This is a genomic window from Pantoea sp. GM_Pan_4 (assembly GCF_026541005.1).
GTDB lineage: Bacteria > Pseudomonadota > Gammaproteobacteria > Enterobacterales > Enterobacteriaceae > Pantoea > Pantoea dispersa.
The window spans coordinates 23,849-44,117 of the sequence record NZ_JALNUZ010000003.1 but is presented as its reverse complement, the minus strand read 5'-3'; the positions used below and the strand labels follow the sequence as shown (position 1 = coordinate 44,117).

The 20,269-nt window shown below is 59.9% G+C and carries 19 protein-coding genes and 1 riboswitch; of the genes, 13 read left to right on the top strand and 6 right to left on the bottom strand.

Annotated features, from left to right (window positions below; all coding sequences use genetic code 11):
* Nucleotides 1-55: 55 nt before the first annotated feature.
* Nucleotides 56-826, bottom strand: coding sequence for a GntR family transcriptional regulator (locus tag OXR61_RS08975; RefSeq protein WP_021508734.1), 771 nt, complete (start codon nucleotides 824-826; stop codon nucleotides 56-58).
* Nucleotides 827-905: 79 nt separating this feature from the next.
* On the opposite strand from OXR61_RS08975, the gene OXR61_RS08970 reads away from it, so the two are divergent.
* The 11 genes from OXR61_RS08970 (at nucleotide 906) to OXR61_RS08920 (ending at nucleotide 13,797) form a co-directional block, all read left to right on the top strand.
* Nucleotides 906-2,186, top strand: coding sequence for a M20/M25/M40 family metallo-hydrolase (locus OXR61_RS08970; RefSeq protein ID WP_021508733.1), 1,281 nt, complete (start codon nucleotides 906-908; stop codon nucleotides 2,184-2,186).
* A 21-nt stretch (nucleotides 2,187-2,207) separates the two neighbouring features.
* Nucleotides 2,208-3,806, top strand: coding sequence for an ABC transporter substrate-binding protein (locus tag OXR61_RS08965; protein WP_021508732.1), 1,599 nt, complete (start codon nucleotides 2,208-2,210; stop codon nucleotides 3,804-3,806).
* A gap of 9 nt (nucleotides 3,807-3,815) precedes the next feature.
* On the top strand, nucleotides 3,816-4,763 hold the full coding sequence (locus OXR61_RS08960) for an ABC transporter permease (protein ID WP_021508731.1): 948 nt from the start codon (nucleotides 3,816-3,818) through the stop codon (nucleotides 4,761-4,763).
* Nucleotides 4,756-5,586 carry an ABC transporter permease gene (locus OXR61_RS08955; RefSeq protein ID WP_021508730.1) on the top strand — a complete coding sequence of 277 codons (831 nt, stop codon included), beginning with the start codon at nucleotides 4,756-4,758 and terminating at the stop codon, nucleotides 5,584-5,586. Before OXR61_RS08960 ends, OXR61_RS08955 begins: the two co-directional genes overlap by 8 nt.
* Nucleotides 5,583-7,220: an ABC transporter ATP-binding protein gene (locus OXR61_RS08950; protein WP_021508729.1), complete on the top strand. Its 1,638-nt coding sequence runs from the start codon at nucleotides 5,583-5,585 to the stop codon at nucleotides 7,218-7,220. The genes OXR61_RS08955 and OXR61_RS08950 overlap by 4 nt, the downstream gene beginning before the upstream one ends.
* Before the next feature lie 10 nt (nucleotides 7,221-7,230).
* The gene (locus OXR61_RS08945; RefSeq protein ID WP_267411811.1) at nucleotides 7,231-8,460 is read left to right on the top strand and encodes a M20/M25/M40 family metallo-hydrolase; all 1,230 of its coding nucleotides are present in this window, start codon (nucleotides 7,231-7,233) and stop codon (nucleotides 8,458-8,460) included.
* Nucleotides 8,457-9,572, top strand: a complete 1,116-nt coding sequence (locus OXR61_RS08940) for a Xaa-Pro peptidase family protein (RefSeq protein ID WP_021508727.1) — start codon at nucleotides 8,457-8,459, stop codon at nucleotides 9,570-9,572. Before OXR61_RS08945 ends, OXR61_RS08940 begins: the two co-directional genes overlap by 4 nt.
* Nucleotides 9,573-9,586: 14 nt before the next feature.
* Complete coding sequence (gene ddpX, locus OXR61_RS08935) at nucleotides 9,587-10,177, top strand: D-alanyl-D-alanine dipeptidase (protein WP_021508726.1); 591 nt, start codon at nucleotides 9,587-9,589, stop codon at nucleotides 10,175-10,177.
* A gap of 74 nt (nucleotides 10,178-10,251) precedes the next feature.
* Nucleotides 10,252-10,381, top strand: a riboswitch (TPP riboswitch).
* Nucleotides 10,382-10,449: 68 nt separating this feature from the next.
* The gene (locus OXR61_RS08930) at nucleotides 10,450-11,559 is read left to right on the top strand and encodes a long-chain-fatty-acid--CoA ligase (RefSeq protein ID WP_021508725.1); all 1,110 of its coding nucleotides are present in this window, start codon (nucleotides 10,450-10,452) and stop codon (nucleotides 11,557-11,559) included.
* Complete coding sequence (locus OXR61_RS08925; protein ID WP_021508724.1) at nucleotides 11,556-13,004, top strand: acyl-CoA reductase; 1,449 nt, start codon at nucleotides 11,556-11,558, stop codon at nucleotides 13,002-13,004. The genes OXR61_RS08930 and OXR61_RS08925 overlap by 4 nt, the downstream gene beginning before the upstream one ends.
* Before the next feature lie 19 nt (nucleotides 13,005-13,023).
* On the top strand, nucleotides 13,024-13,797 hold the full coding sequence (locus OXR61_RS08920) for an SDR family oxidoreductase (protein WP_021508723.1): 774 nt from the start codon (nucleotides 13,024-13,026) through the stop codon (nucleotides 13,795-13,797).
* A gap of 59 nt (nucleotides 13,798-13,856) precedes the next feature.
* On the opposite strand, the gene OXR61_RS08915 is transcribed toward OXR61_RS08920, so the two are convergent.
* Nucleotides 13,857-14,189, bottom strand: coding sequence for a four-helix bundle copper-binding protein (locus OXR61_RS08915; protein WP_021508722.1), 333 nt, complete (start codon nucleotides 14,187-14,189; stop codon nucleotides 13,857-13,859).
* Between the two features lie 495 nt (nucleotides 14,190-14,684).
* Complete coding sequence (locus OXR61_RS08910; protein WP_010615780.1) at nucleotides 14,685-14,849, bottom strand: general stress protein; 165 nt, start codon at nucleotides 14,847-14,849, stop codon at nucleotides 14,685-14,687.
* A gap of 489 nt (nucleotides 14,850-15,338) precedes the next feature.
* On the opposite strand from OXR61_RS08910, the gene OXR61_RS08905 reads away from it, so the two are divergent.
* Entirely contained in the window at nucleotides 15,339-15,845 is a 507-nt protein-coding gene (locus tag OXR61_RS08905) for a DUF892 family protein (RefSeq protein ID WP_031279933.1), read from the top strand.
* Between the two features lie 18 nt (nucleotides 15,846-15,863).
* Here OXR61_RS08905 and OXR61_RS08900 read toward each other — a convergent pair whose 3' ends face one another.
* Nucleotides 15,864-16,826, bottom strand: a complete 963-nt coding sequence (locus OXR61_RS08900) for a PDR/VanB family oxidoreductase (RefSeq protein WP_021508719.1) — start codon at nucleotides 16,824-16,826, stop codon at nucleotides 15,864-15,866.
* Nucleotides 16,827-16,836: 10 nt separating this feature from the next.
* Nucleotides 16,837-17,868, bottom strand: coding sequence for a molybdenum cofactor-independent xanthine hydroxylase subunit HpxD (gene hpxD, locus OXR61_RS08895; RefSeq protein WP_021508718.1), 1,032 nt, complete (start codon nucleotides 17,866-17,868; stop codon nucleotides 16,837-16,839).
* A gap of 137 nt (nucleotides 17,869-18,005) precedes the next feature.
* Here hpxD and OXR61_RS08890 point away from each other — a divergent pair, with 137 nt between their 5' ends.
* Nucleotides 18,006-18,932 carry a LysR family transcriptional regulator gene (locus OXR61_RS08890; protein ID WP_021508717.1) on the top strand — a complete coding sequence of 309 codons (927 nt, stop codon included), beginning with the start codon at nucleotides 18,006-18,008 and terminating at the stop codon, nucleotides 18,930-18,932.
* Nucleotides 18,933-18,938: 6 nt separating this feature from the next.
* On the opposite strand, the gene OXR61_RS08885 is transcribed toward OXR61_RS08890, so the two are convergent.
* Nucleotides 18,939-20,261: an MFS transporter gene (locus OXR61_RS08885; protein WP_040679836.1), complete on the bottom strand. Its 1,323-nt coding sequence runs from the start codon at nucleotides 20,259-20,261 to the stop codon at nucleotides 18,939-18,941.
* Nucleotides 20,262-20,269: the final 8 nt, after the last annotated feature.

Sequence of the window (20,269 nt, the reverse complement as noted above, 5' to 3'; positions counted from 1 at the left end):
ATAAGGTGCGCGTCGATGCGCATCTGAAACACCTTACAGTAAAACATCTACGTAATCAGCGTATCTCATTGACATACATAAAGTGTTCAGTGCTGAAACGGTGATGCGCAAGAATCACCGGCGTGGCGCTTTGATCAAATGAAACCTCATCGATCACCATCACCGCGTGCGGCAGAGCAAGTTCCAGCAGGCTGGCATCTTCTTCTGTAGCGAGCGTGGCGCTGATCTGCTCGCGTACCGCCGCAACACGCACATCGTACTGCTCAAACAGGTAGCGATACAGCAACTGCGGTAGCTGTTCCGCCGGCGGAAAGTCGGGCAGACGCGCGGCGGGCAGCACCAGCGTTTCATGCATGGCCGCAATGCCCTTCACCCGGCGCAGGCGTTTCAGGCGAATCACTGCGTCACCCGCTGCGATCTGCAGCTTATCGGCCTCGTCGGCGCTGGCGCGGCTGTGCTGATACTCCAGCAGTCGCGTTTCCGACTGCAGCAAACCGCCCGATTTGTCATGCAGACGAAAATAGTGAAAGAAATGGCTGAGGTTATGCAGCGGCGCCCAGCCGGTCACCACCGTGCCGGTTTTGCGCCGGCGCATCAGCATCCCTTCCGTCGTAAGCGCCGCCAGCGCTTTGCGCACCGTACCGACCGAGACACCGAACTTCGCCGCCAGACTGTTTTCACTGGGCAAAATGGTGCCTGCTGGCAGTTCGCCCTGCAGGATGGATTCACTGATATGGCGCTTCACTACTTCGTACAGCGGAGCGCCTTCGCCTTCGTTCAGGCGACTGAATTGAGGAACGTCGTGCGCGTCATAGTTTTTTTGCATGTTTCCGATTACCGATTGACCCCAGCTGTTCATTTGCATTATCTATAAACTATATAGAAATACAATAAGTGAACAGTTTATGCAGGAAAATTCATCACTACAGCGCGCTCTGACCCATATCGCCGACGATCAGGCGCAGATTCTTGACGATCTGCAACGCATGCTGGCGGTGGATACCTGCTTCCCGCCCGGACTGGGTTACGCAGCATTCGCCGACCTGCTGAGCACGATGCTGCAGCCGATGCATTTTGATTTGCAGCGCGTTTCGGTGCCCGACGCGCTGTGGCAGACGCCGGATGGCAGCGCGCAGGGCGAGCGGGTGAATCTGCTGGCCGCGCTGGATGCCGGCGCGGCTGAGAACTGCAACCTCTACTTCCACACCGATACGGTCCCGGCCGGCGATGGCTGGCGCTTTCCGCCGCTGGCACTCAGCGTGACGGACGACAAGCTGTTCGGACGCGGTGCGGCGGATATGAAAGGCACCATCGTGGCCGCGCTGGCTGCGGTGCGGGCCGCGCAGCGCTATCAGCTCAGGCTGCGCTATAACCCGGTATTTTTACTCTGTACCGACGAAGAGGGCGGTCTCTATCCCGGCATCCGCTATCTGGCCGAACAGCAGTTATTCCACGGCCACCTGCTGAGCTTTAACGGCGGCGCGGTGCCGCGCATCTGGGCCGGCTGTTTTGGCAGTATCGACATCAAAATTATCGTCAGCGGTCGCTCGGCGCACTCCGGCGATCCGCTGCAGGGTATTAACGCCATTGAGGCTGCGCTTCCGCTGATGAATGCGCTGTATCAGCTGAAAGGCGAGGTGGAACAGCGGGTTTCGGCAATGCCCGCGCCGCCGCACTATCAGGGCCAGCCGCTCACCGCTTTACTTACGCTGGCCGCCGCGCACGGCGGCAGTAAAGGCTCCACCATTCCGGAACGCTTCGAGCTGCTGGTTAATCGCCGTTATGCACCGGAAGAGCCGTTTGCCGACGTGTGGCAGGAGCTGACGCAGTGCGTGGATAAGGCGATGCAGGGCAGCGCCGCCAGCGACGTCACGCTGCAACTGATTGGCCATCTGGCGCCAGTCGCCGATCCCACCGGTCCGCACTGGCCGCGCTGGCAGGCGGCGCTCAGCCAGGGCTTCGGCTTCCCGCCAGCAGAATTCAAAGCCTGGGGATCCGCCACCAGCTCGGATATGGGCTGGGTACAGCAGGCCGGCATTCAGGAAATTCTGCTGGGCGGACTTGCCCGTCCCGATAACCGCATTCATGCCGCCGATGAATACACCACGATGGCAGATGTTATTGCACTTTCGCAGTCGATTCTGGCGTATCTCGCCAATGATTTTCAGCCAACCCAGGGTAATTAATAAACCAACGAGGAACAGAAGATGTGCGCCATGAAAGGGTTAAACCGCAGACAGTTTATCGCCAGTTCAACCGCCCTGACCGGAGCGGCGCTGCTGCCCTGGTCATTCAGTGCCTCGGCTGCCGCCGTTGCCAGCGCGACCCCGGGCGGCACGCCGCGTAAAGGTGGCGTATTGCGCATCAGCGTTGACCAGGCGGTCAGCGTGCTCAATCCCCATCAGGTGCGGGTTAATCCGGAATATCTGGTGGCAGAGTTGCTGTACAGCGGCTTAACCCGCCTGACGCAGGCGATGAAAGCGGAAGCCGATCTGGCGCAGTCCTGGCAGCCGAACGACGACTTAACCCAGTGGACCTTCACCCTGCGGCCCGATCTGCGCTTCAGCGACGGTTCGCCGCTCACCGCAGCGGATGTGGTCGCCAGCCTGCAGGCGCTGCTGGACCCGAAAAACGCCTCACCGGCGCTGCACAACATCGGCCCGATTAAAACGGTAAGCGCCAAAGACAACAACACCATCCTGATTGAGACCGAGGCGCCTTATGCCGATCTGCCGGTGATGCTGGCCTATCCGGATGCCAAAATCATCCCGGCGCATATCGCGCAGGGGCAGTACGACAAGCTGAGTAGCGCCTCGCTGGGGGCCGGGCCGTTCCAGCTGGTGTCTTACGATCCGGAACGCAAAATCGTGGTGAAACGCAACCCGCACTATTACGACGCCACGCGGCCATATCTGGATGGCGTGGAAGTAGTGGTGTATCCCGACGCTATCGCTGAAAGCTCCGCGCTGATTGCCGGCGATACCGATCTGATGCTGAGTGCGCAGTCGAGCGAGTTCGCCCGCTTAGCCAAATCGGCGGGCGTGCTGCCGCTGCGCGTGGCGTCCGGCCAGTTTCTTAACGTCAACATGGGCTGCGATCAAAAGCCGTTTAGTGATGTGCGCGTCCGCCAGGCGCTGGCGTTATGCGTGGACCGCCAGGCATCGGTGGATTTTGTCGCAGACGGGCTGGGATCGCCGGGTAACGACACGCCGATCAACGCCGCTTATCCGTATTACGCGCAGCTGACGCAAAAAGCGCTGGACTACAGCAAAGCCAAAGCACTGCTGGCGGAGGCCGGTTATCCGAATGGGCTGGATTTAACGCTCATCGCCTCGGACAAACCGTCAACCCGCACCCAGCTGGGAATTGCCCTGCGGGAGATGGCGAAACCGGGCGGTTTCCGTATCAATGTGCAGACCATGGCGCACAGCACCTATCTCGATCAGGTGTGGAAGAAGGGCAATTTCTACGTCGGCTTTTACAATATGCAGCCGACGCCAGATGCGGTGTTTTCTCTGCTCTATACCTCAACGGCGGCGTGGAACGAAACGCGCTGGAACAATGCGGCTTTCGACGGTGCGGTGATGGCGGCGCGTGAAACCAATGACGAAACGCTGCGCACCCAGCTGTACGGCAAAGCCCAGCAGCTGATGCACGACGAGGTGCCCTCGTTAATCCCGACCTTCTTTGATTTGCTGGCTGCCAGTCGTGAGCACGTGGCGGGCTATCATCTGCATCCGCGCGGTGCGGTGTTCCGCCTCGATCATGTCTGGCTGACCGCTAACGCGCCAAAGCGCAGCCTGTAAGGAGCGACCGTGACAGCAAGTTACCTGCTTAAACGCCTGCTGCTGATGATTTACACGCTGCTGGTGGTGTCGCTGCTGGTGTTCGGCATCACTCAACTGCTGCCCGCCGATGCCGCGGTCACGCTGCTGGGACAAAACGCCACGCCGGAAGCGCTGGCGGCGGTGCGGGCGCGGCTTGGGCTGGATGCGCCCGCCTGGCTGCAATACTGGCACTGGCTGACGCAGGCGTTGCAGGGCAACTTTGGCGTGTCGATGCGCAATGGCCTGGCGGTCGGGCCAACGCTGCTGACCGCGCTGTCGCGCTCGCTGCTGCTGGCGCTGTGCGCCCTGTTACTGATGCTGGTGATCGCCATTCCGCTCGGCATCTGGGCGGCCGTGCGGCGCGGTAAGACCGCCGATGTGCTGGTCAGCGTGATCTCGTATATGGGCATCTCGTTTCCGGAATTCGTCACCGCCACGCTGGTGCTGCTGCTGTTTGCCGATGTCTGGCAGATTCTGCCCGCCACCGGCTACGTGCCGCTCAGCGAAAATTTTATCAGCGGTATTCAGCACCTGATTCTGCCGTCGATCACCGTTGCGCTGATTCTGGTGGCACACGTTTCGCGCATGGTGCGCTCGGAAATGGTTGACGTGCTGCACACCGACTACGTTCGCGCCGCGTGGCTGAAAGGCCTGTCGCGCCGGCGCATCCTGTGGCGCCATGCGCTGCGCAATGGCCTGTTGCCCACCATCACCATTGTGGCGCTCGACGTCGGCTATCTGCTGGGCGGGATTGTGGTGGTGGAGGAGATTTTTGCCATTCCCGGTATTGGCCGGGAGCTGATTGTCGCGGTACAGGCGCGCGATCTGCCCACTATTCAGGCCGGCGTGATGATCCTCGCGGCAACCTATGCCGTGGTGAATTTCCTTGCGGATTTGGCCTACGTCATGCTCGATAAGCGGATTTCCTATGCCTGAAATACTGAAACGATTACTGCGCTCGCCGCAGGGTGCGGCGGGTGTGCTGATTCTGCTGCTGGCGCTGCTGATGGTAGCGGGCGGCGCGCACGTGGCACCGTTTGATCCGGAGTCGATTTCGATTCTGACGCGTTATCGCCCGCCCAGCGCGGAACACTGGTTCGGCACCGATCAGCTGGGGCGCGACATTTTCAGCCGGGTGCTGGTCGGCGCGCGGTCCACCATTTTGCTGTCGCTGCTGGCGACCGCGCTCGCGATGGTTATTGGCTCAGTACTGGGCACCGCCAGCGCCTACCTTGGTGGCAAAGTGGATGAATTCCTGATGCGCACCATGGATGCGGTGATGGCGATTCCCAGCCTGCTGTTTGCACTGCTGATTGTCAGCACCCTGGGGCAGAGCAGCATGAACGCCGTGCTGGCCATCACCATCGCCTTCGTGCCGGGCATGGTGCGCATTGCGCGCAGCGTGGCGCTGGCGGCGCGTCAGCAGGACTACATCAGCGCCGCCATCGCGCGCGGCGAAGCGGGTTACTACATCATTCTGCGCGAAATGCTGCCGAACATTCTCGCGCCGATCATCGTGGAAGCCACTATTCGCGTGGCATTCGCCATCATGCTGTTTGCCACGCTGAGCTTTCTCGGCCTCGGCGCGCAGCCGCCCGAGCCGGAGTGGGGGCTGATGGTGTCCGAAGCGCGCAGCTATTTCTTTAAAGCACCGTGGATGATGATGATCCCCGGTCTGGCTATCGCGCTGGTGGCGATTGGCTTCAACCTGCTGGGCGATGGCCTGCGTGATGTGTTAAATCCAGGGAGCCACAAATGAAGAGTCCGCACAACCCGGTGCTGTCGGTGGACAATTACAGCCTCGATTATGCGTTAGCGCGCGGCCATTCGCTGCCGGTACTACGCGATATCACCCTGCAGGTGATGCCGGGCGAAGTGCTGGGGCTGGTAGGGGAATCCGGCTCCGGCAAGACCACCCTCGGCTGGGCGATCATGCGCTGGCTGGCCAGTAACGCACGCGAGCAGGCGGGTGATATCCGGCTGAACGGCGAAAGCCTGCTGCAGTTGCCAGCGCACCAACTGATGGCGCTGCGCGGTAAAAAGCTTGGCATGATTTTTCAGGATCCCAGCGCGTCGCTGAACCCGACGCTGACGCTGGGTGAACAGGTCACCGAAGTGCTGCGCCGTCATCGTGGGCTGTCAGCGCGCGAAGCGCAGCAGCTGGGGGAATCGCTGCTGCGCGATGTCGAGCTAAAGCACCCGGCACGCATGATGCAGCGCTATCCGCATCAGGTTTCCGGCGGTGAGAAGCAGCGCATCCTGATCGCTACCGCCTTCGCCTGCCAGCCGGACTGCCTGATTTTTGATGAGCCGACCACGGCGCTGGACGTCATCAGCTCGGCGCAAATCCTCGATCTTTACGAGCGACTGCGCGCCGAGACCGGCGTCGCGTCGCTGTATATCTCACACGATCTGGCGCTGGTGGCGAAAGTGGCCGACCGCGTGTGCGTGCTGGAGCAGGGCCGCATCGTCGAGCAGGCCGCGACGCGCACGCTGTTCAGCGCACCCGCGCATGCGTATACGCGCAAACTGATTGCCGCGGTGCCGGACCCGCAGCATCGGCTGGTCGCGGATACGGCCGGCGGTCAGCCGCTGCTCAGCCTGCAGGCGCTGACGATTGATTATGGCCAGCACGGCGTGCTCGATCGGCTGCTGAAACGGGAGGCGAACACGACGCGGGCCGCCAATGCGGTTTCGCTGACGGTGCATCAGGGCGAAATTCTCGGCGTGGTCGGCGAGTCCGGTTCGGGTAAATCTTCACTCGGTAAGGCGATAACCGGCCTGGTGCCGTTCACTGGCAGCATCGACTTCTGCGGCTCGACGTTATTTGGCCGCGCGCAGATGGACCCGGCGTATCGCCGTCGCGTGCAGATGATTTTTCAGCATCCGGACGCGTCACTCAACCCGCGCATGACCGTCGGCGAGATCATTGCGCGTCCGCTGCGGCTGTATGGACTGCCACCGGGAGAAAGCGAGGCGCAGGCTGTGGCGCGTCTGCTGCAGGAAGTGCGGCTGCCCGCGGAATTTGCCAGCCGCTATCCACACGCGCTGTCGGGTGGGCAAAAGCAGCGCGTAGCGATTGCGCGCGCCTTCGCTAACCCGCCGGACCTGGTGATTTGCGATGAAATCACGGCGGCGCTGGATGTGTCGGTGCAGGCCACCATTATTGAGCTGCTGCTGGAGCTGCGCCGTCGCTACGGCACGGCGTATCTGTTCATCACCCACGATCTCAATCTCATCCGCCAGATCGCTCATCGCGTGGCGGTGATGTATCGCGGCGATGTGGTGGAAGTGCTGCCCGGCGAGAATATGCGGGCGCAGGCACAGCATCCTTACACCCGTGCACTGCTTGATGCCGTGCACATCCCTGATCTGACCCAATCCGTGGCATAACGAGAAGCGCATGAACCCTGAAGAGTTAATTCATCACATCGATCGTGAATACTGCCTCGCTTTCCTGGCAAAAATGGTGCAGCACAAAAGTTACAGTGCCACCGAGGGCGAGCGCGAATTAGCCCGCTATATGGCAGAACAGATGGCGCAGCTGGGGCTGGAGACGGAACTGCAGCCGGTGGCCGGCGATCGGCTGAACGCCATCGGGCGGCTGGCCGGCAGCGGAGGCGGCCACAGCCTGTTGTTCAACGGTCATCTTGATACTAACCCGGTCACCGAAGGCTGGACCGTCGATCCCTGGGCGGGAAAAATCGACGATCAGTTTATTTACGGTATCGGCGTTTCTAACATGAAAGCGGGCGATGCCGCCTATTTCTGCGCGCTGAAGACGTTGATTGATGCCGGCGTGAAGCTCAGGGGCGACGTGATCCTCACATACGTGGTCGGCGAGTTACAGGGCGGCATCGGTACGCTGGCGGCGATTGAGCAGGGCGTACGCGCCGACTATTTCATCAATGCCGAACCCACGGATTTACAGGCACTGACCATGCATGCCGGCTCGCTGATGTTCACCATTGAACTGACCGGCGATACGCGCCATCTGTCAAAGCGTGAGGAGGCGGTCGACGCGATTGCGGCGGCGGTCGAACTGATTCCGCAGATCAATAACATCACCTTCAGCGGAGCGAAAGGCGCAGAACACCGCAAAATTAACCGTGGCCATATTGGCACCGTACACGGTGCGCTGGGGCGTGATTTGCAGGAGTGGCGGCCGCCGCAGGTCGCAGATTTTGTCCGCCTGAAAGGTTCCGCCCGCTTTGCGCCGGGGCAAACGGTGGACGGCGTGCTGGCCGATCTACAGGCCCTGCTGGATGCACTGTGCCAGCGTTATCCGGGTCTGCAGGCGCAGCTGTTCGATGACGGCCTGCGCGATAAACCCACCATGCTGCCGTTTGAGGTGTCGCCGGAATCGCCAATCGTTAAAGCGGTCAATCGCGGCTGGCAGACTGTGCGCGGCACGCCGCAGCCCACCGGGGTGATCACGCCGCCCGCCTTCTACGGTACCGATGCGGCGCACCTGTATCAGCATGCGGGCATGGAGGGCATCGTGTGCGGTCCCGGCGGCAAGTACAACACCATGCCGGACGAGCGCGTCGAGATCAGTGAGTTTCTCGATATGGTGCGCATCTATTTGCTGGCCATCCTCGACATCTGCCAGCCGGTTGAACCGGCGTCATGATCGCCGACGCGCTGTCACGGCTGCGCAGCGCCATGCGCGCCGCCGACATCGAGGTGATGCTGATCGATCATGGCGAACTGCTGGCATGGTTAACAGGTTATACCGTGTCGGAAACGCGTTATCGTGCCTGTCTGGTGCCGTTGCAGGACGAACCGTGGATGGTGCTGCGCCAGCTGGATGCCGCGCCGTGCCGCGCGCAGTCACCGCAGCTGGCGATTGACGCGTACCGTGATGAAGACGATCCGTGGCTGGCGGTGGCGCAAAGCCTGACGCGGCGCGGCTATCAGCGGGCGCAGCTGGGCGCGGATTATGCATCCTACGGCATGACGGTACACAGCTGGCAGCAGCTGGCGCGCCATCTGCCCGGGGTGCGCTGGTGTGATGTCAGCGGCCTCAGCGACCGGCTGCGCAGCGTTAAATTTCAGGCTGAAATCGCCAGCTTACGCCAGGCCGCCGGCATTGCCGATGCCACGCTGGCCCAGCTGAGTGCGCAGGTGCAGGGCGGCTGGCGCGTGCGTGATGTCGCCGCGCTGGCGGCGGCACAATTTCTGCGGCTCGGTGCTGACAGCGGTGAAACCGGACCGATTGTTATCGCCAGCGGCGACAGCGGATTTTTGCATGCCAGCGGCCATGAGCAGCATCTGCAACCGGGCGATGTAATGCACGTTGAGCTGATCCCTAAAGTGCGGCACTACAGCGCGCGCCTGATGCGTCCGCTGATTGTCGGTGAAATCTCTGCGGCGCGCGCGGCGCTGGCACAACAGCTGATCGCCATTCAGGATCGCCAGCTACGGGCGATGAAGCCGGGCGTAGCGGCCTGCACGGTGGATGCCGTCGCGCGTGAGGCGGTGCTCAGCGCCGGGCTGCGTGAGAATTACAGCAACATCACCGGTTATGCGCTGGGTCTGTATACGCGCACCCCGCGTCCAAGCGATTTCAGTTGCTGTTTTCATCCTCAGGCGCCGTGGTTACTGGAGGAAAACATGGTATTTCACATGTATATTTCAGCGCAGGGCCTCGCCTTCAGTGAAACCGTGCGCGTCACGGCACAGGGCGCAGAGCGACTCACCACGCTGCCACGCCAGCCATTTACGCTGCCGGCTAACAATTAACAGGATGATGTACAGTGCAGGACGTTGAATTAATTGATTTGGCTGCCACCTTGCCGGGCCTGATGTTTGATCTGAAATACGCCACCGCCGATAACATCGCCGGGTATGCCATTTATCGCGACGCGCAGGCGCTGCTGCATCCGGATGCCGCCGCCGCGCTGCGCCGCAGCTGCGATATCGCCCGGCTGGCGGGATTTCGCCTGCTGGTGCTGGACGCGTATCGTCCGCAGCAGGCGCAGTGGCACTTGTGGGATGCCTGTCCGGACGCGGATTATGTGGTGCCACCGGCGCGGGGCTCGAATCACAGCCGCGGCGTGGCGATCGATGTGACGCTGGTGGATGAGGCGGACAACATTCTGGAAATGGGGACCGGGTTTGACGACATGTCTGCTGAGTCGCACCCGTTCCATCCCAACGTGCCGCAGCAGGCGCAGCGCCATCGCCTGTTGCTGAACGCCATCATGCTCGGCGGCGGTTTTGTCGGGATGCCCACCGAATGGTGGCACTTTGAACTGCCGGATGCGCAAAACTATCCGCTGCTCAGCGATCGCTTTGCCTGCGTCAGCCGGGCTGATCGCGCTCCTGTGAGTGATATTGCACGTTAATAATCGCGTTGCTGAAGCGGGGGGTTCTGCGCCTTCCCGCCTTGACACGCCCTCCGTTCCGACCCCAGAATGCAGCTTGTTCCAAGGGGTGCCCTGTTAGAGGGCTGAGATTCTACCCGCGCGGCTGTCACGGCCGGCAACGTAGTGACCCTCTGAACCTGATCCGGCTAATACCGGCGTAGGGATGTGGAACCAGGGTCACTGCACGCCCTCATTCCCTCTTTGCGCCTTTCTGCGAATCCTGCGCATTTCTCAGGTCCTGGCTGGCCGTTATGCCGCAGTCCAAAGAGGGCACCTTCATGACCGAAGCGTCAATCATTGCCGCGCTGCTGGCGTTTATGCAGCGCCAGGAAACCACGGAAGCGGATTTCAACCAGCTGGCGCTGCAGCTGTTCGCGTGGCAATTCGAACACAATCTTCCTTACGCCCGTTTCGCCCGCCAGCGTGGCCGCACGCCGCTGACGGTAAAACAGTGGCGGCAGATTCCGGCGGTGCCGATTACGGCGTTTAAAGATCTGACGCTGAGCTGCCGTCCGGTGGCGGAGATTCCCCACATCTTTATGACCAGCGGCACCACGGGTACTGGCCGGGGGCGCAGCTATCACCCGACGCTGGCAGTTTACGATCGCTCAATGCTGATCAATTTCCGCCAGCGCTTTATGGCCGGTTATCCGCGCCTGCCGATGGCGATCCTGTTTCCGCACAGCAGCGAGCTGCCCAACTCTTCGCTGGCCCATTATCTGACGCTGGCGATGCAAGAATGTGGCACACCAGACAGCGAAGTGATGGTGGATGCGCAGGGGCTGAAACTGCCGCGTCTGATCGCCGCGCTGGAGCAGGCGCAGGCCAGCGGCCAACCCTATGCCCTGCTGGGTGCCAGCTACAGTTTTGTCCATCTGCTGGACGAACTGGCGCGTCAGCAGCGGCGTTTCAGGCTGCCGCCGGGCAGCCGCATCCTCGACACCGGGGGCTTTAAAGGCCAGTCGCGTGAAGTGGCGGCGGAGGCGTTTTATAGCGCGCTGCAGCAGACGCTCGGCGTGCCACGTTCGCACTGCATCAATATGTACGGCATGACTGAACTCAGCACCCAGTTTTACGATGCCGGCAATGAAATCTGCCCGCCGGTGAAATCCGGACCGCACTGGATCCGCACGCGCGTGGTCAATCCGCTGACCGGTGCGGACGTGCCGGAAGGTGAGACAGGCGTACTGGTGCATCACGATCTCGCCCATTTCAATTCTGTTTCCGCGATTCTGACCGAAGATGCCGGCGTGATGGTGCCCGGCGGGTTTCAGCTGCTGGGGCGCGTCGCGGGCGCCGATGCCAAAGGCTGCTCGCTGGCGATGGAATCGTTTCTCGCTGCCGCGCAGGCGCGGGCATGAAACTGTATGCCGGCCATCTGCCGGGCATCCGCCACAGCGAGGTGGCGTGGCACAGCCTGCACTTTGGCCAGCAGGGCAGCGCGCTGGAAGTGTGCGTGCCGGTGCTGTCCGAGGCGCAGATTGCCACGCTGGCGGCCAGCGTACGCGATAACGCGCGCCGCTACCTGCACACCCTGAGCGTAGCGCGCATCACCGCGTTGATTGATGAAGCCATCGCGCGCCTGCTTGACCGTTCGCACCCGGTGCGCCAGCAGGCGGAGCGGTTGCTGCCGCTGGTTACCGGCTATGACGCCGACATGCTGCGGCTCGGTTTAACCGGCTATCTCAAAACCTTTCGTGAACCGCAGCTGCGGCGTTTTCTGGTGGAGGATTTCGGCAACGTGCAGATGCTGAACGATTTTCAGCCGCGGCCAAAAGGCGGCTTGGCCCGCGCGTTTGGTCCGCAGCTGTTGCTGCAGGTCTGGGCCGGCAATGTGCCGGGTTTGCCGCTGTGGAGCCTGATTGCCGGCCTCTTGGTGAAGGCGGGAAGCGTGGGCAAAGTGGCGAGCGCTGAGCCGCTGATGGCGGGCTGGTTCGCCCAGCTGCTGGCGGAGATCGATCCGCAGCTGGGCGACTGTCTGGCCGTTGTATGGTGGCAGGGCGGTGATGAACGCACTGAGCAGCAGTGGTTCCGCGAGGCAGACGTAGTGATGGCTTATGGCGGAGAAGCCGCGCTGACGGCGATGCAGCGGCGTCTGCCGCCAGCCACGCGCTTTCTGCCGCACGGCCATAAAATCAGTTTTGGCATGGTGGCGCGCTCGGCGCTGGACGTGCGGCGCGGTCCGGCGCTGGCGCGTCAGGTGGCTTACGATGTGATGCGCTATGACCAGGCCGGTTGTTACTCGCCGCAGGCGCTGTTTATTGAGCGCGGCGGCCGGGTGTCGCCGCAGGAGTTTGCTGCTTACCTCGCTCATGAACTTGCCGCGCTGGCTCAGCGTTATCCGCGTGCTGCGCTGACGCTAAGTGAAAGCCAGGCAGTGGCCGCATGGCGCAACGCGGAGGAAATATCTGCGCTGAGCGGTGACCGCACGCTGTACGGCGATGAGCACGATGCCTGGGCGGTGGTGTACGTCGATAAGCAGGAGCCGTTACAACCGGGCGCGCTCGGACGCACGCTGAAGGTGATTGCCGTGGATACGCTGGAGGAGACGGTGAGCTGGGTGGCCGCGCAGCGCGCGTATCTGCAAAGCGTTGGCCTCGCGGCCGCGCCCGAGGTGCTGTTTCGGCTGGCGGCGCAGCTCGGGGCGGCGGGCGTCACGCGCATCACGGCGCTGGGTAACATGACTTCGCCGGAGGCAGGCTGGCATCACGATGGCCGTTTTAGCCTGCTGGATCTGGTCACCCTGTGCGAAATCGAACAGGCGGCGGAAACCGCCGCTGAACACTATGCGCCCTATCTTGACTGAGCGGGCGTGGAGAAACGCAATGAAATTCAGCAATCACACCGTGCTGGTGACCGGCGCCAGCCGCGGTATTGGCGCCGCCATTGCCCAGGCCTTTGCCGCCGAAGGCGCGTTTGTCGTGGTCAACTATTTACGTAATCACGACGCCGCTTCGCAGGTAGTCGCGGCCTGTGAAGCACAGGGCGGGGGTGCACTGGCGATTGCCGCCGATGTGACCTGCGCCGCACAGGTAGCCGATATGATGCAGCAGATCGACGCCGCTACCGGGCGACTGGATGTGGTGGTGAACAATGCCTTCGCACCTTATCGCTTCGATCCGGACCAGCGCCCGCGCTTCTGGGAAACGTCCTGGTCCGCTTACCAGACGCAGTTTGATGGCGCAGTGAACGCCTGCTACAACGTGTGTCAGGCGGCCTTGCCGCTGATGCGCCGCCGGGCGCGCGGCAGTATCATCAATCTGGCAAGTGATTTGATCGCCCGGCCGGCGGTGGCTTATCACGACTATATCACCGCAAAAGCCGCGCTGACGGGCTTTAGCCGGACGCTGGCGGCCGAACTGGGGGCGCTGGGCATTCGGGTGAACTGCGTAGCGCCGGGACTGGTGTATCCCACCGATGCCAGTCAGCATACGCCAGAAGCGGTCCGCCACGCGCTGACGGCGCAAACGCCGCTCGGACGACTGGCGCGCGCCGCGGATGTCGCCGGGCCAGTGCTGTTTCTGGCATCAGCGTGGAGCGAGTTTGTCACCGGCCAGACGCTGTATGTCGATGGCGGTTTGGTGATGCAGGACCATTAAGCCAGGTCGCCAGTCGCCGCACTGGCGACCTGCCACCGCCCTCCCGGTACCTCTATCCGTTATTCCGCCATGCCCACCGTCATGCAGCTATCTGCGCATTGCAGGCAAATTTCAGCACAGGTCTGACAGTGCGGATGCTGGTGCTTCTGGCACTCCCAACCGGCCAGCTGACAGGCCATCGACGTGATGGTACAGAGCTGCTCGCTCAGTTCACTCTGAGCAGCCAGCAGTTGGGCGGTTACGCGACACAGCGCCGCGCACTGCTGATTGAGCGTAATGCAGGGACTCATCTCACTGGCATCAGCATCCATCAGACAGGCTGCTGCACATTGGTCGCAGGCGGTCGCGCAGCGATAGCACAGCGCGATACAGTCATTGAGGTCAGCGTTCATGCGTTTCCCTTAGCGTCAGGTTAATAGCGACGCAATAGTGAGCGTGAATGGAGAATTTAGCTAAAAGCGGGGTGATATCAAGCGGATAGCGGGTAATTAATCCATGTAAGGTGCATTGCGTATGCAATAATTCCTTAAATATTGCGGAGTTAGCCAATTGTAAGCTTGTGTATATATATCAGCCCGGGTAATTAACGCAGATTAAATAAAAGTGTACAACTCTGCGTGGCTTGTACAAATATAGGGTGCCTGAAGCTGATAGTTAGATAATCAATGATTTAATTTTGGGATAAATAAACTGAAAAGCGGTCGCTGATAAGCGAAGCGGTAAATAACGCAGGATCGCTGAAGATTTGATCGATTAATTGTTTTCGGATGGGAAAATTACTCTCCTGACAAGGTTAGACGTGCGTTTAAGCGAAGCGTAAACGCGATGTCAGGAGAGCACAGTGCAAAAAGTTATCGAGGTTAAATCAATACAAAGATGGGGAGTAGTTATTTACGACGACTGATCTTTCCTCCCTTCCTGCCGGCTTCAATGGCGCGCTGTGGGTCATTTTTGAAGTTACCACCACTGACCTGACCGCCTTTGCGGCCTGCTTCAGCCGCGCGCTCCTTATCGGCGGCGAAGTTGCCTGAACCCCCACGACGTTGCGTCACTTTTTCTTCCTCTTCAGGTTTCTTCTTTGGATCCTTCATTTTTTCCTCTCTGTTCATACCCGCATGAAGCAAAAATAAATGTAGCGATGTTTTTACCATAATCAAGCCAGGAATAATCTTAACTTTTAATTTACAGCACGTTGGTTGTTTAACGATGAGTCAATTTCAGCTGATTTATTCCGGCAAATCATTTGGGGGGAATTGTTAACATTTTACTTTCATAAAGGGAAGCGTTCTTTTAGCGGCGCTAATGTGAATTGATGACGTTATGACAATTAACCGCTGTCGCATTTCTTAAAAACCTTTCTTGCACAGCCCGGCTTGCTTGCTACGTTTAATTAAGTTGTTCGCCTGGACTTAATTAGCGCTTCGCTTATTTTTCAGATAACCAGCCTGAAAGCGATGAGGTCAAAGCGTGCTGCCCGATCAGGGATCCGTCTCTGACGCCGTTGAGGTAGATCGCCCGTGTCATTCACTTTGGAGCAAACCATGACGAAGGAATCTGTGTATCTGGACTGGCTGCGCGATGCGCATGCTATGGAAAAACACGCGGAAAGCTTGTTGAAAGCGGCGGTGTTACGCCTGACGGAGCATCCCGCGTTGCAGACGCGCCTTGAGCAGTATCTTGAGCAAAGTCGTGAACAGCAGCAGCAGGTGAAAACGCTGCTGCGCCAGTATGACAGCAGCTGGTCGGTGCTGAAGGAGTCGTTAGGCCGGATGTCGGCGGTCGGTCAGGCCGCCAGCGACATGCTGCAGGATGAAGAGGGCATCCGTGTGGCCGTCAGCAGCTACGTGTTCTGTAACTATAAAATCGCCACCTACTCAACGTTGCTGGTGGCCGCAGAGCAGGCGGAAGAGGGGGAGGATGTCAGGCTCGTGCGGCGCATCCTGCAGCAGGAAAGCCAGATGGCCAGCAGGCTGCTGCAGCTGTTGCCACAGGCGGCAGAAGAAGCCATTGTGCTGCGCACGGAACCTGAGCTTTCCGGCACGGATTAAGTCATTTTGCCGCGCGCCCTAGAGATCAATCACCAGTTCCGCCGATTTGCTGCGCGAGCAGCACAAGGCGATGTACTGCTCCGGGGCGCTTTTTTCGTTGTCAGACTGCACGGTATCGCGATGATCGATCTCTCCGGCGGTGACCCGCGTCAGGCAGGCGCCGCACATGCCCATCTCGCAGGAGAGCGGAACGTCGACGCCATGCTCCAGCAGTACCGTGGCAATGGTTTTGTCAGGTGGAATGGTGCATTGCTGCCCACTGCGTGCCAGCGTCACGGTAAAGCCCTCTTCCGCGCCAGCCGTGCGGGCGGCAGGTTTGAACGCTTCAGCGTGAATATTGGTGCTGTCCCAGCCGCGCGCCAGCGCCTGCTGCTGCATGTGCGTCATAAACCCTTCCGGCCCGCACAGGTACAGATGCGTGTCGGCGGCAGCATCAAGCAGTTCCGCCGGTGGATAATCACGGGCGCTGCGGCCTTCGCTGCTGTACCAGATTTCACAAAATCCATGCTGAAAACGCTGCGCCAGTTCGGCGGCAAAAGCTTCATCACCGCGCTGGCGGACAAAGTAATGCAGCACAAAAGGCACGGCGGCGGCCTCCAGCGCCAGCGCCATGGCGTATAGCGGCGTAATGCCAATTCCGGCCGCCAGCAAAATGACTTTAGCGGCCGGTTGCAGAGGAAACAGGTTGCGCGGTGGCGAAATCGCAATCGTCTGGCCGGGGCGCAGCGTGTCGTGCACGTAGCGCGAGCCCCCGCGTGATTGCCCGTCGCGGGCAATACAGATTTGATAGCCGCGCACGTCATCGCAGCGTCCGGTCAGTGAGTACTGACGTATCAGACCATCACGCAGGTGGACATCAATGTGCGCACCCGGTTGCCAGTCCGGCAGCGGCTGGCCATTTTCCGCCACCAGCGTGACGCTGAGATTGTGACGGCCCTGACGATACAGGCCATCCACCACCACATTCAGCAGATCACTCATCGTTGCCTCCTTACACCAGGAAAAATTCGCCGAAGCCCATGCGCTTCAGGCCGCGACGATAAGCAATGGAGCTGCGATCGGCCGGAATATGCGCTTCCAGAGCCAGGTCGAGCGGCAAACGCTCCGGCTGCTGGGTTTCCACCATCAGGCGGTCTTCTTCGAATACGCGCTGATTGAAGGCGTGCACCTCTTCGACCGGGATGTGCAGGTCAAAATTACGCGCGATGGGCGCAAACATGCGCGTTTTGCGCGCCGACACCGGCGACGCGGCGTTCATGATCACCAGGCGCGATTCGCCGGGGAAATGAATGGTCAGCGTAGCGGTAAACGGCAGATGCATCTCGAAATGACGCAGCCAGCTAAATCCTTCCGGCGCCTGCTGCGGACTGTCAGCGGCAAAGTTACTCACTGAACTCCAGTAATCCACGGCAAAACCGGTCTCGGTTTCGACCGGGTTATAGGCAGGCACCAGCTGGTTGTTGGGATCGGCGAAGGTTTCGGTGTGCACCCAGGCGAAGTGCGCCACATCCAGAAAACCTTCCACCTGGCGTCCGGCAAAGCCGTTGACGTCAAAACCGGGGCAGTTGATCTGTTGAAAACCGGCATCATCCCAGTGCGGCATGGTGGGCAGCGGCGCGGGCTGGTCAGCATCCGGTGCGAGGCACACCCAAATCAGACCAAAGCGCTCTTCCACCGCATAGCTGATCAGATTGAGTTTGGCCGGAATCGGCTGATCGGGGCTGGACGGGATGCGATTGCAGCGTCCACCGGCACCGAAGCGCAAGCCGTGATAAGGGCAGACGATACCCTCTTCATCATGAAAACCCAGCGTCAGCGGGACGCCACGATGCGGGCAAACGTCGCGTGCCGCTACCACCTGACCCTGCAGACGATACAGCACCAGCTGCTCGTCAAGCAGCACCGCTTTGGTCGGTGCGCCGGCGATATCACAGGAACGGGCAACCGGATGCCACTGTCGCGCCAGACGCAGCCAGTCATCAGGTTCAAACGTGCAGTGTGCGGGAGGCGTAATGTTATTCATGCTGTTGTCCTGTCAGGTGCTCACACAAGGCGAAATAGAAGGCTTCATTTTTGTCAGGACATTGTTAATATGCTTGCCTGTGCAAATCCATCAGCAAGAATGCAGCCAGGTGTTGCAAAAAACCGTACAGGTGAGCAATGAGCCCGTTTTCCCGCTTTGCCGTCTATTTTGCCGAAGTGGCGCGCAGCGGCAGTTTGCGCAAAGCCGCTGAGCAACTGCACGTTTCCGCTTCTGCCATTAACCGGCAGATTCTGCAGGCGGAAGAGAGTTTTGGTACGCCGCTGTTTGAGCGTTTGCCGGAAGGGCTGCGCATGACCACCGCCGGAGAATTGCTGTATGACGATGTGATGCGCTGGCAGCGTGAGTTTCGCGTCACGCGGCAGCGTTTCGATGATATACAGGGACTCAAGCGCGGTAACGTCACGGCCGGGCTGGTGCAGTCGCTGACCAAAGGCAGCGTGGCAGACGCCATTGCCGATATCGCACGCCAGCATCAGTGGCTGCGGCTGGAGCTGACGGTGGACAACAGCCACCGCATCAGCCAGATGATTCGCCAGTCGGAAATCGATTTTGGCCTGATTCTCGATCCCGCCGGGCAGAGCGGACTTGAAGTGCTGGCGTTTGCCGAACTGGAGATGGGCGTGGTGATGGCCGCCGACCATCCGCTTAGCACGAGGCCGCTGCTGTCGCTCAGCGAACTCAGTCATGAGCGGCACATTGTGCCTGGCGCCGCGCTGGTGGTCCACGAACGTGTCGATGCGCTGTACCGCAAGCAGGGCCTGGCGCCGGAAAACATTATCGCCTGTAACGACATCCGCCTGATTCGCAGCCTGATCGCGCAGGGCACCGGCATCAGCGTGCTGAGCCTGCTGGACGTGATGACCGAGGTGCAGGAGAACCAGCTCTGCTTCGTACCGCTCAGGCACAGCGTGATGCGACCGCTGACCCTGGCGCTGTGTACTGCGCCGTCGCGCCAGCTATCGCGGGCGGCGCAGATGGTGATTCAGCGTATGACTGAGGTGATCGAGGCGATGGCCAGTGTCAGGCCCGCTGGCGGGCCGTAATCACGTTCAGTGCCCTGTTTCGGCATGCGGCGCGCGGGTTTTGCTGGCACCGGCACCGCCCGATGGACGGGCGATAATAATACCGAGAATACCGCCGGCAATTAGCGCCATCGCCACAATCAGCAATCCTGAGTGATAACTTTGCGTCGCATCTTTCATTTTTCCCAGCAGCGGCGGTAAACCCAGTCCGACAAAGTTTGCCACCGTATTGATAAAGGCAATCGATGCCGCAGCGGCTACGCCAGCTAATTTTTCTGTGGTCACTGCCCAGAATATTGGCGTCAGGGCAAAGTTAAGCCCGACGGTGAAGACCAGCAAAATATAAGCCAGCAGCAGGCTGCCCGAATAAATCGCGCCGGTTAATGCCAGGCCCGATAAAATTAATGGCAAGCCCATATGCCAGGCACGTTCACCGCTGCGATCGGAATGGCGTCCGTTTAAATACATAAATACGCAGGCCATCACAAAGGGCAGGGCGGATAACAGGCTGATAATAAAATTGCTCTGCTCTGCGGCCATGCTTTTAATAATCAACGGCATAAACAACGTAATACCGATCGAGCCAAACGCCTGTAAGAACCACACCAGACTGAGCAATAACACCGTGCGATCTTTTAATGCCTGCAGCCAGGAGTGGTTCTTATTCAGGGTAACACCCAGATTGTCCTGTTCGAGGCGCTGACGCAGCCAGTGTTTTTGCGGTGTAGTTAACCAGACAGCATCGTCGGGCTTATCGGGTAAGCGCCACAGCACCAGACAACCAAGCACCACTGCAGGAATGCCTTCCAGCGCAAAAAGCCAGCGCCAGCCTGCGATATCGGCAATGCCATGCATATTGAGAATGGCACCGGAAATGGGCAGACCAATAATCGACGCGCCTACCGATCCCATATAAAAGAAAGACATTGCCCGTGCGCGGTTACTTTTAGGGAACCAGCAGGAAATATAATAGATAATACCCGGCGCAAAACCGGCTTCGGCCATACCGAGTAAGAAACGCATCACATATAACTGATTGGCGCTATGAACCAGCGCCATGCCGGTACTGACAATGCCCCAGGTAATCATAATGCGCGCTATCCAGCGCCGGGCGCCGACTTTGGTCATAATGACATTGCTGGGAATTTCGAAAAGAATGTAGGAAATATAGAACATGCCGACACCGAGGCCGTACATGCTGGTGGTAAGCCCGAGGTCGGCATTCATTTGCAGCGCAGCGATAGAGATATTGGTTTTATCGAGATTAGCGACAAAATAACAGATCACGATAAACGGGATGATGCGCTTATTTAATTGACTCAACGTAGAACCAGAAACATCGGAACTTATCATATCCA

Coding starts and splice junctions, on each gene's coding strand:
- OXR61_RS08915 (WP_021508722.1), bottom strand. CDS start 14,189: ATGAACGCTGACCTCAATGACTGTATCGCGCTGTGCTATCGCTGCGCG.
- OXR61_RS08925 (WP_021508724.1), top strand. CDS start 11,556: ATGAAACTGTATGCCGGCCATCTGCCGGGCATCCGCCACAGCGAGGTG.
- OXR61_RS08965 (WP_021508732.1), top strand. CDS start 2,208: ATGTGCGCCATGAAAGGGTTAAACCGCAGACAGTTTATCGCCAGTTCA.
- OXR61_RS08945 (WP_267411811.1), top strand. CDS start 7,231: ATGAACCCTGAAGAGTTAATTCATCACATCGATCGTGAATACTGCCTC.
- OXR61_RS08970 (WP_021508733.1), top strand. CDS start 906: ATGCAGGAAAATTCATCACTACAGCGCGCTCTGACCCATATCGCCGAC.
- OXR61_RS08950 (WP_021508729.1), top strand. CDS start 5,583: ATGAAGAGTCCGCACAACCCGGTGCTGTCGGTGGACAATTACAGCCTC.
- OXR61_RS08940 (WP_021508727.1), top strand. CDS start 8,457: ATGATCGCCGACGCGCTGTCACGGCTGCGCAGCGCCATGCGCGCCGCC.
- hpxD (WP_021508718.1), bottom strand. CDS start 17,868: ATGAATAACATTACGCCTCCCGCACACTGCACGTTTGAACCTGATGAC.
- OXR61_RS08890 (WP_021508717.1), top strand. CDS start 18,006: ATGAGCCCGTTTTCCCGCTTTGCCGTCTATTTTGCCGAAGTGGCGCGC.
- OXR61_RS08955 (WP_021508730.1), top strand. CDS start 4,756: ATGCCTGAAATACTGAAACGATTACTGCGCTCGCCGCAGGGTGCGGCG.
- OXR61_RS08920 (WP_021508723.1), top strand. CDS start 13,024: ATGAAATTCAGCAATCACACCGTGCTGGTGACCGGCGCCAGCCGCGGT.
- OXR61_RS08930 (WP_021508725.1), top strand. CDS start 10,450: ATGCCGCAGTCCAAAGAGGGCACCTTCATGACCGAAGCGTCAATCATT.
- OXR61_RS08900 (WP_021508719.1), bottom strand. CDS start 16,826: ATGAGTGATCTGCTGAATGTGGTGGTGGATGGCCTGTATCGTCAGGGC.
- OXR61_RS08905 (WP_031279933.1), top strand. CDS start 15,339: ATGACGAAGGAATCTGTGTATCTGGACTGGCTGCGCGATGCGCATGCT.
- OXR61_RS08975 (WP_021508734.1), bottom strand. CDS start 826: ATGCAAAAAAACTATGACGCGCACGACGTTCCTCAATTCAGTCGCCTG.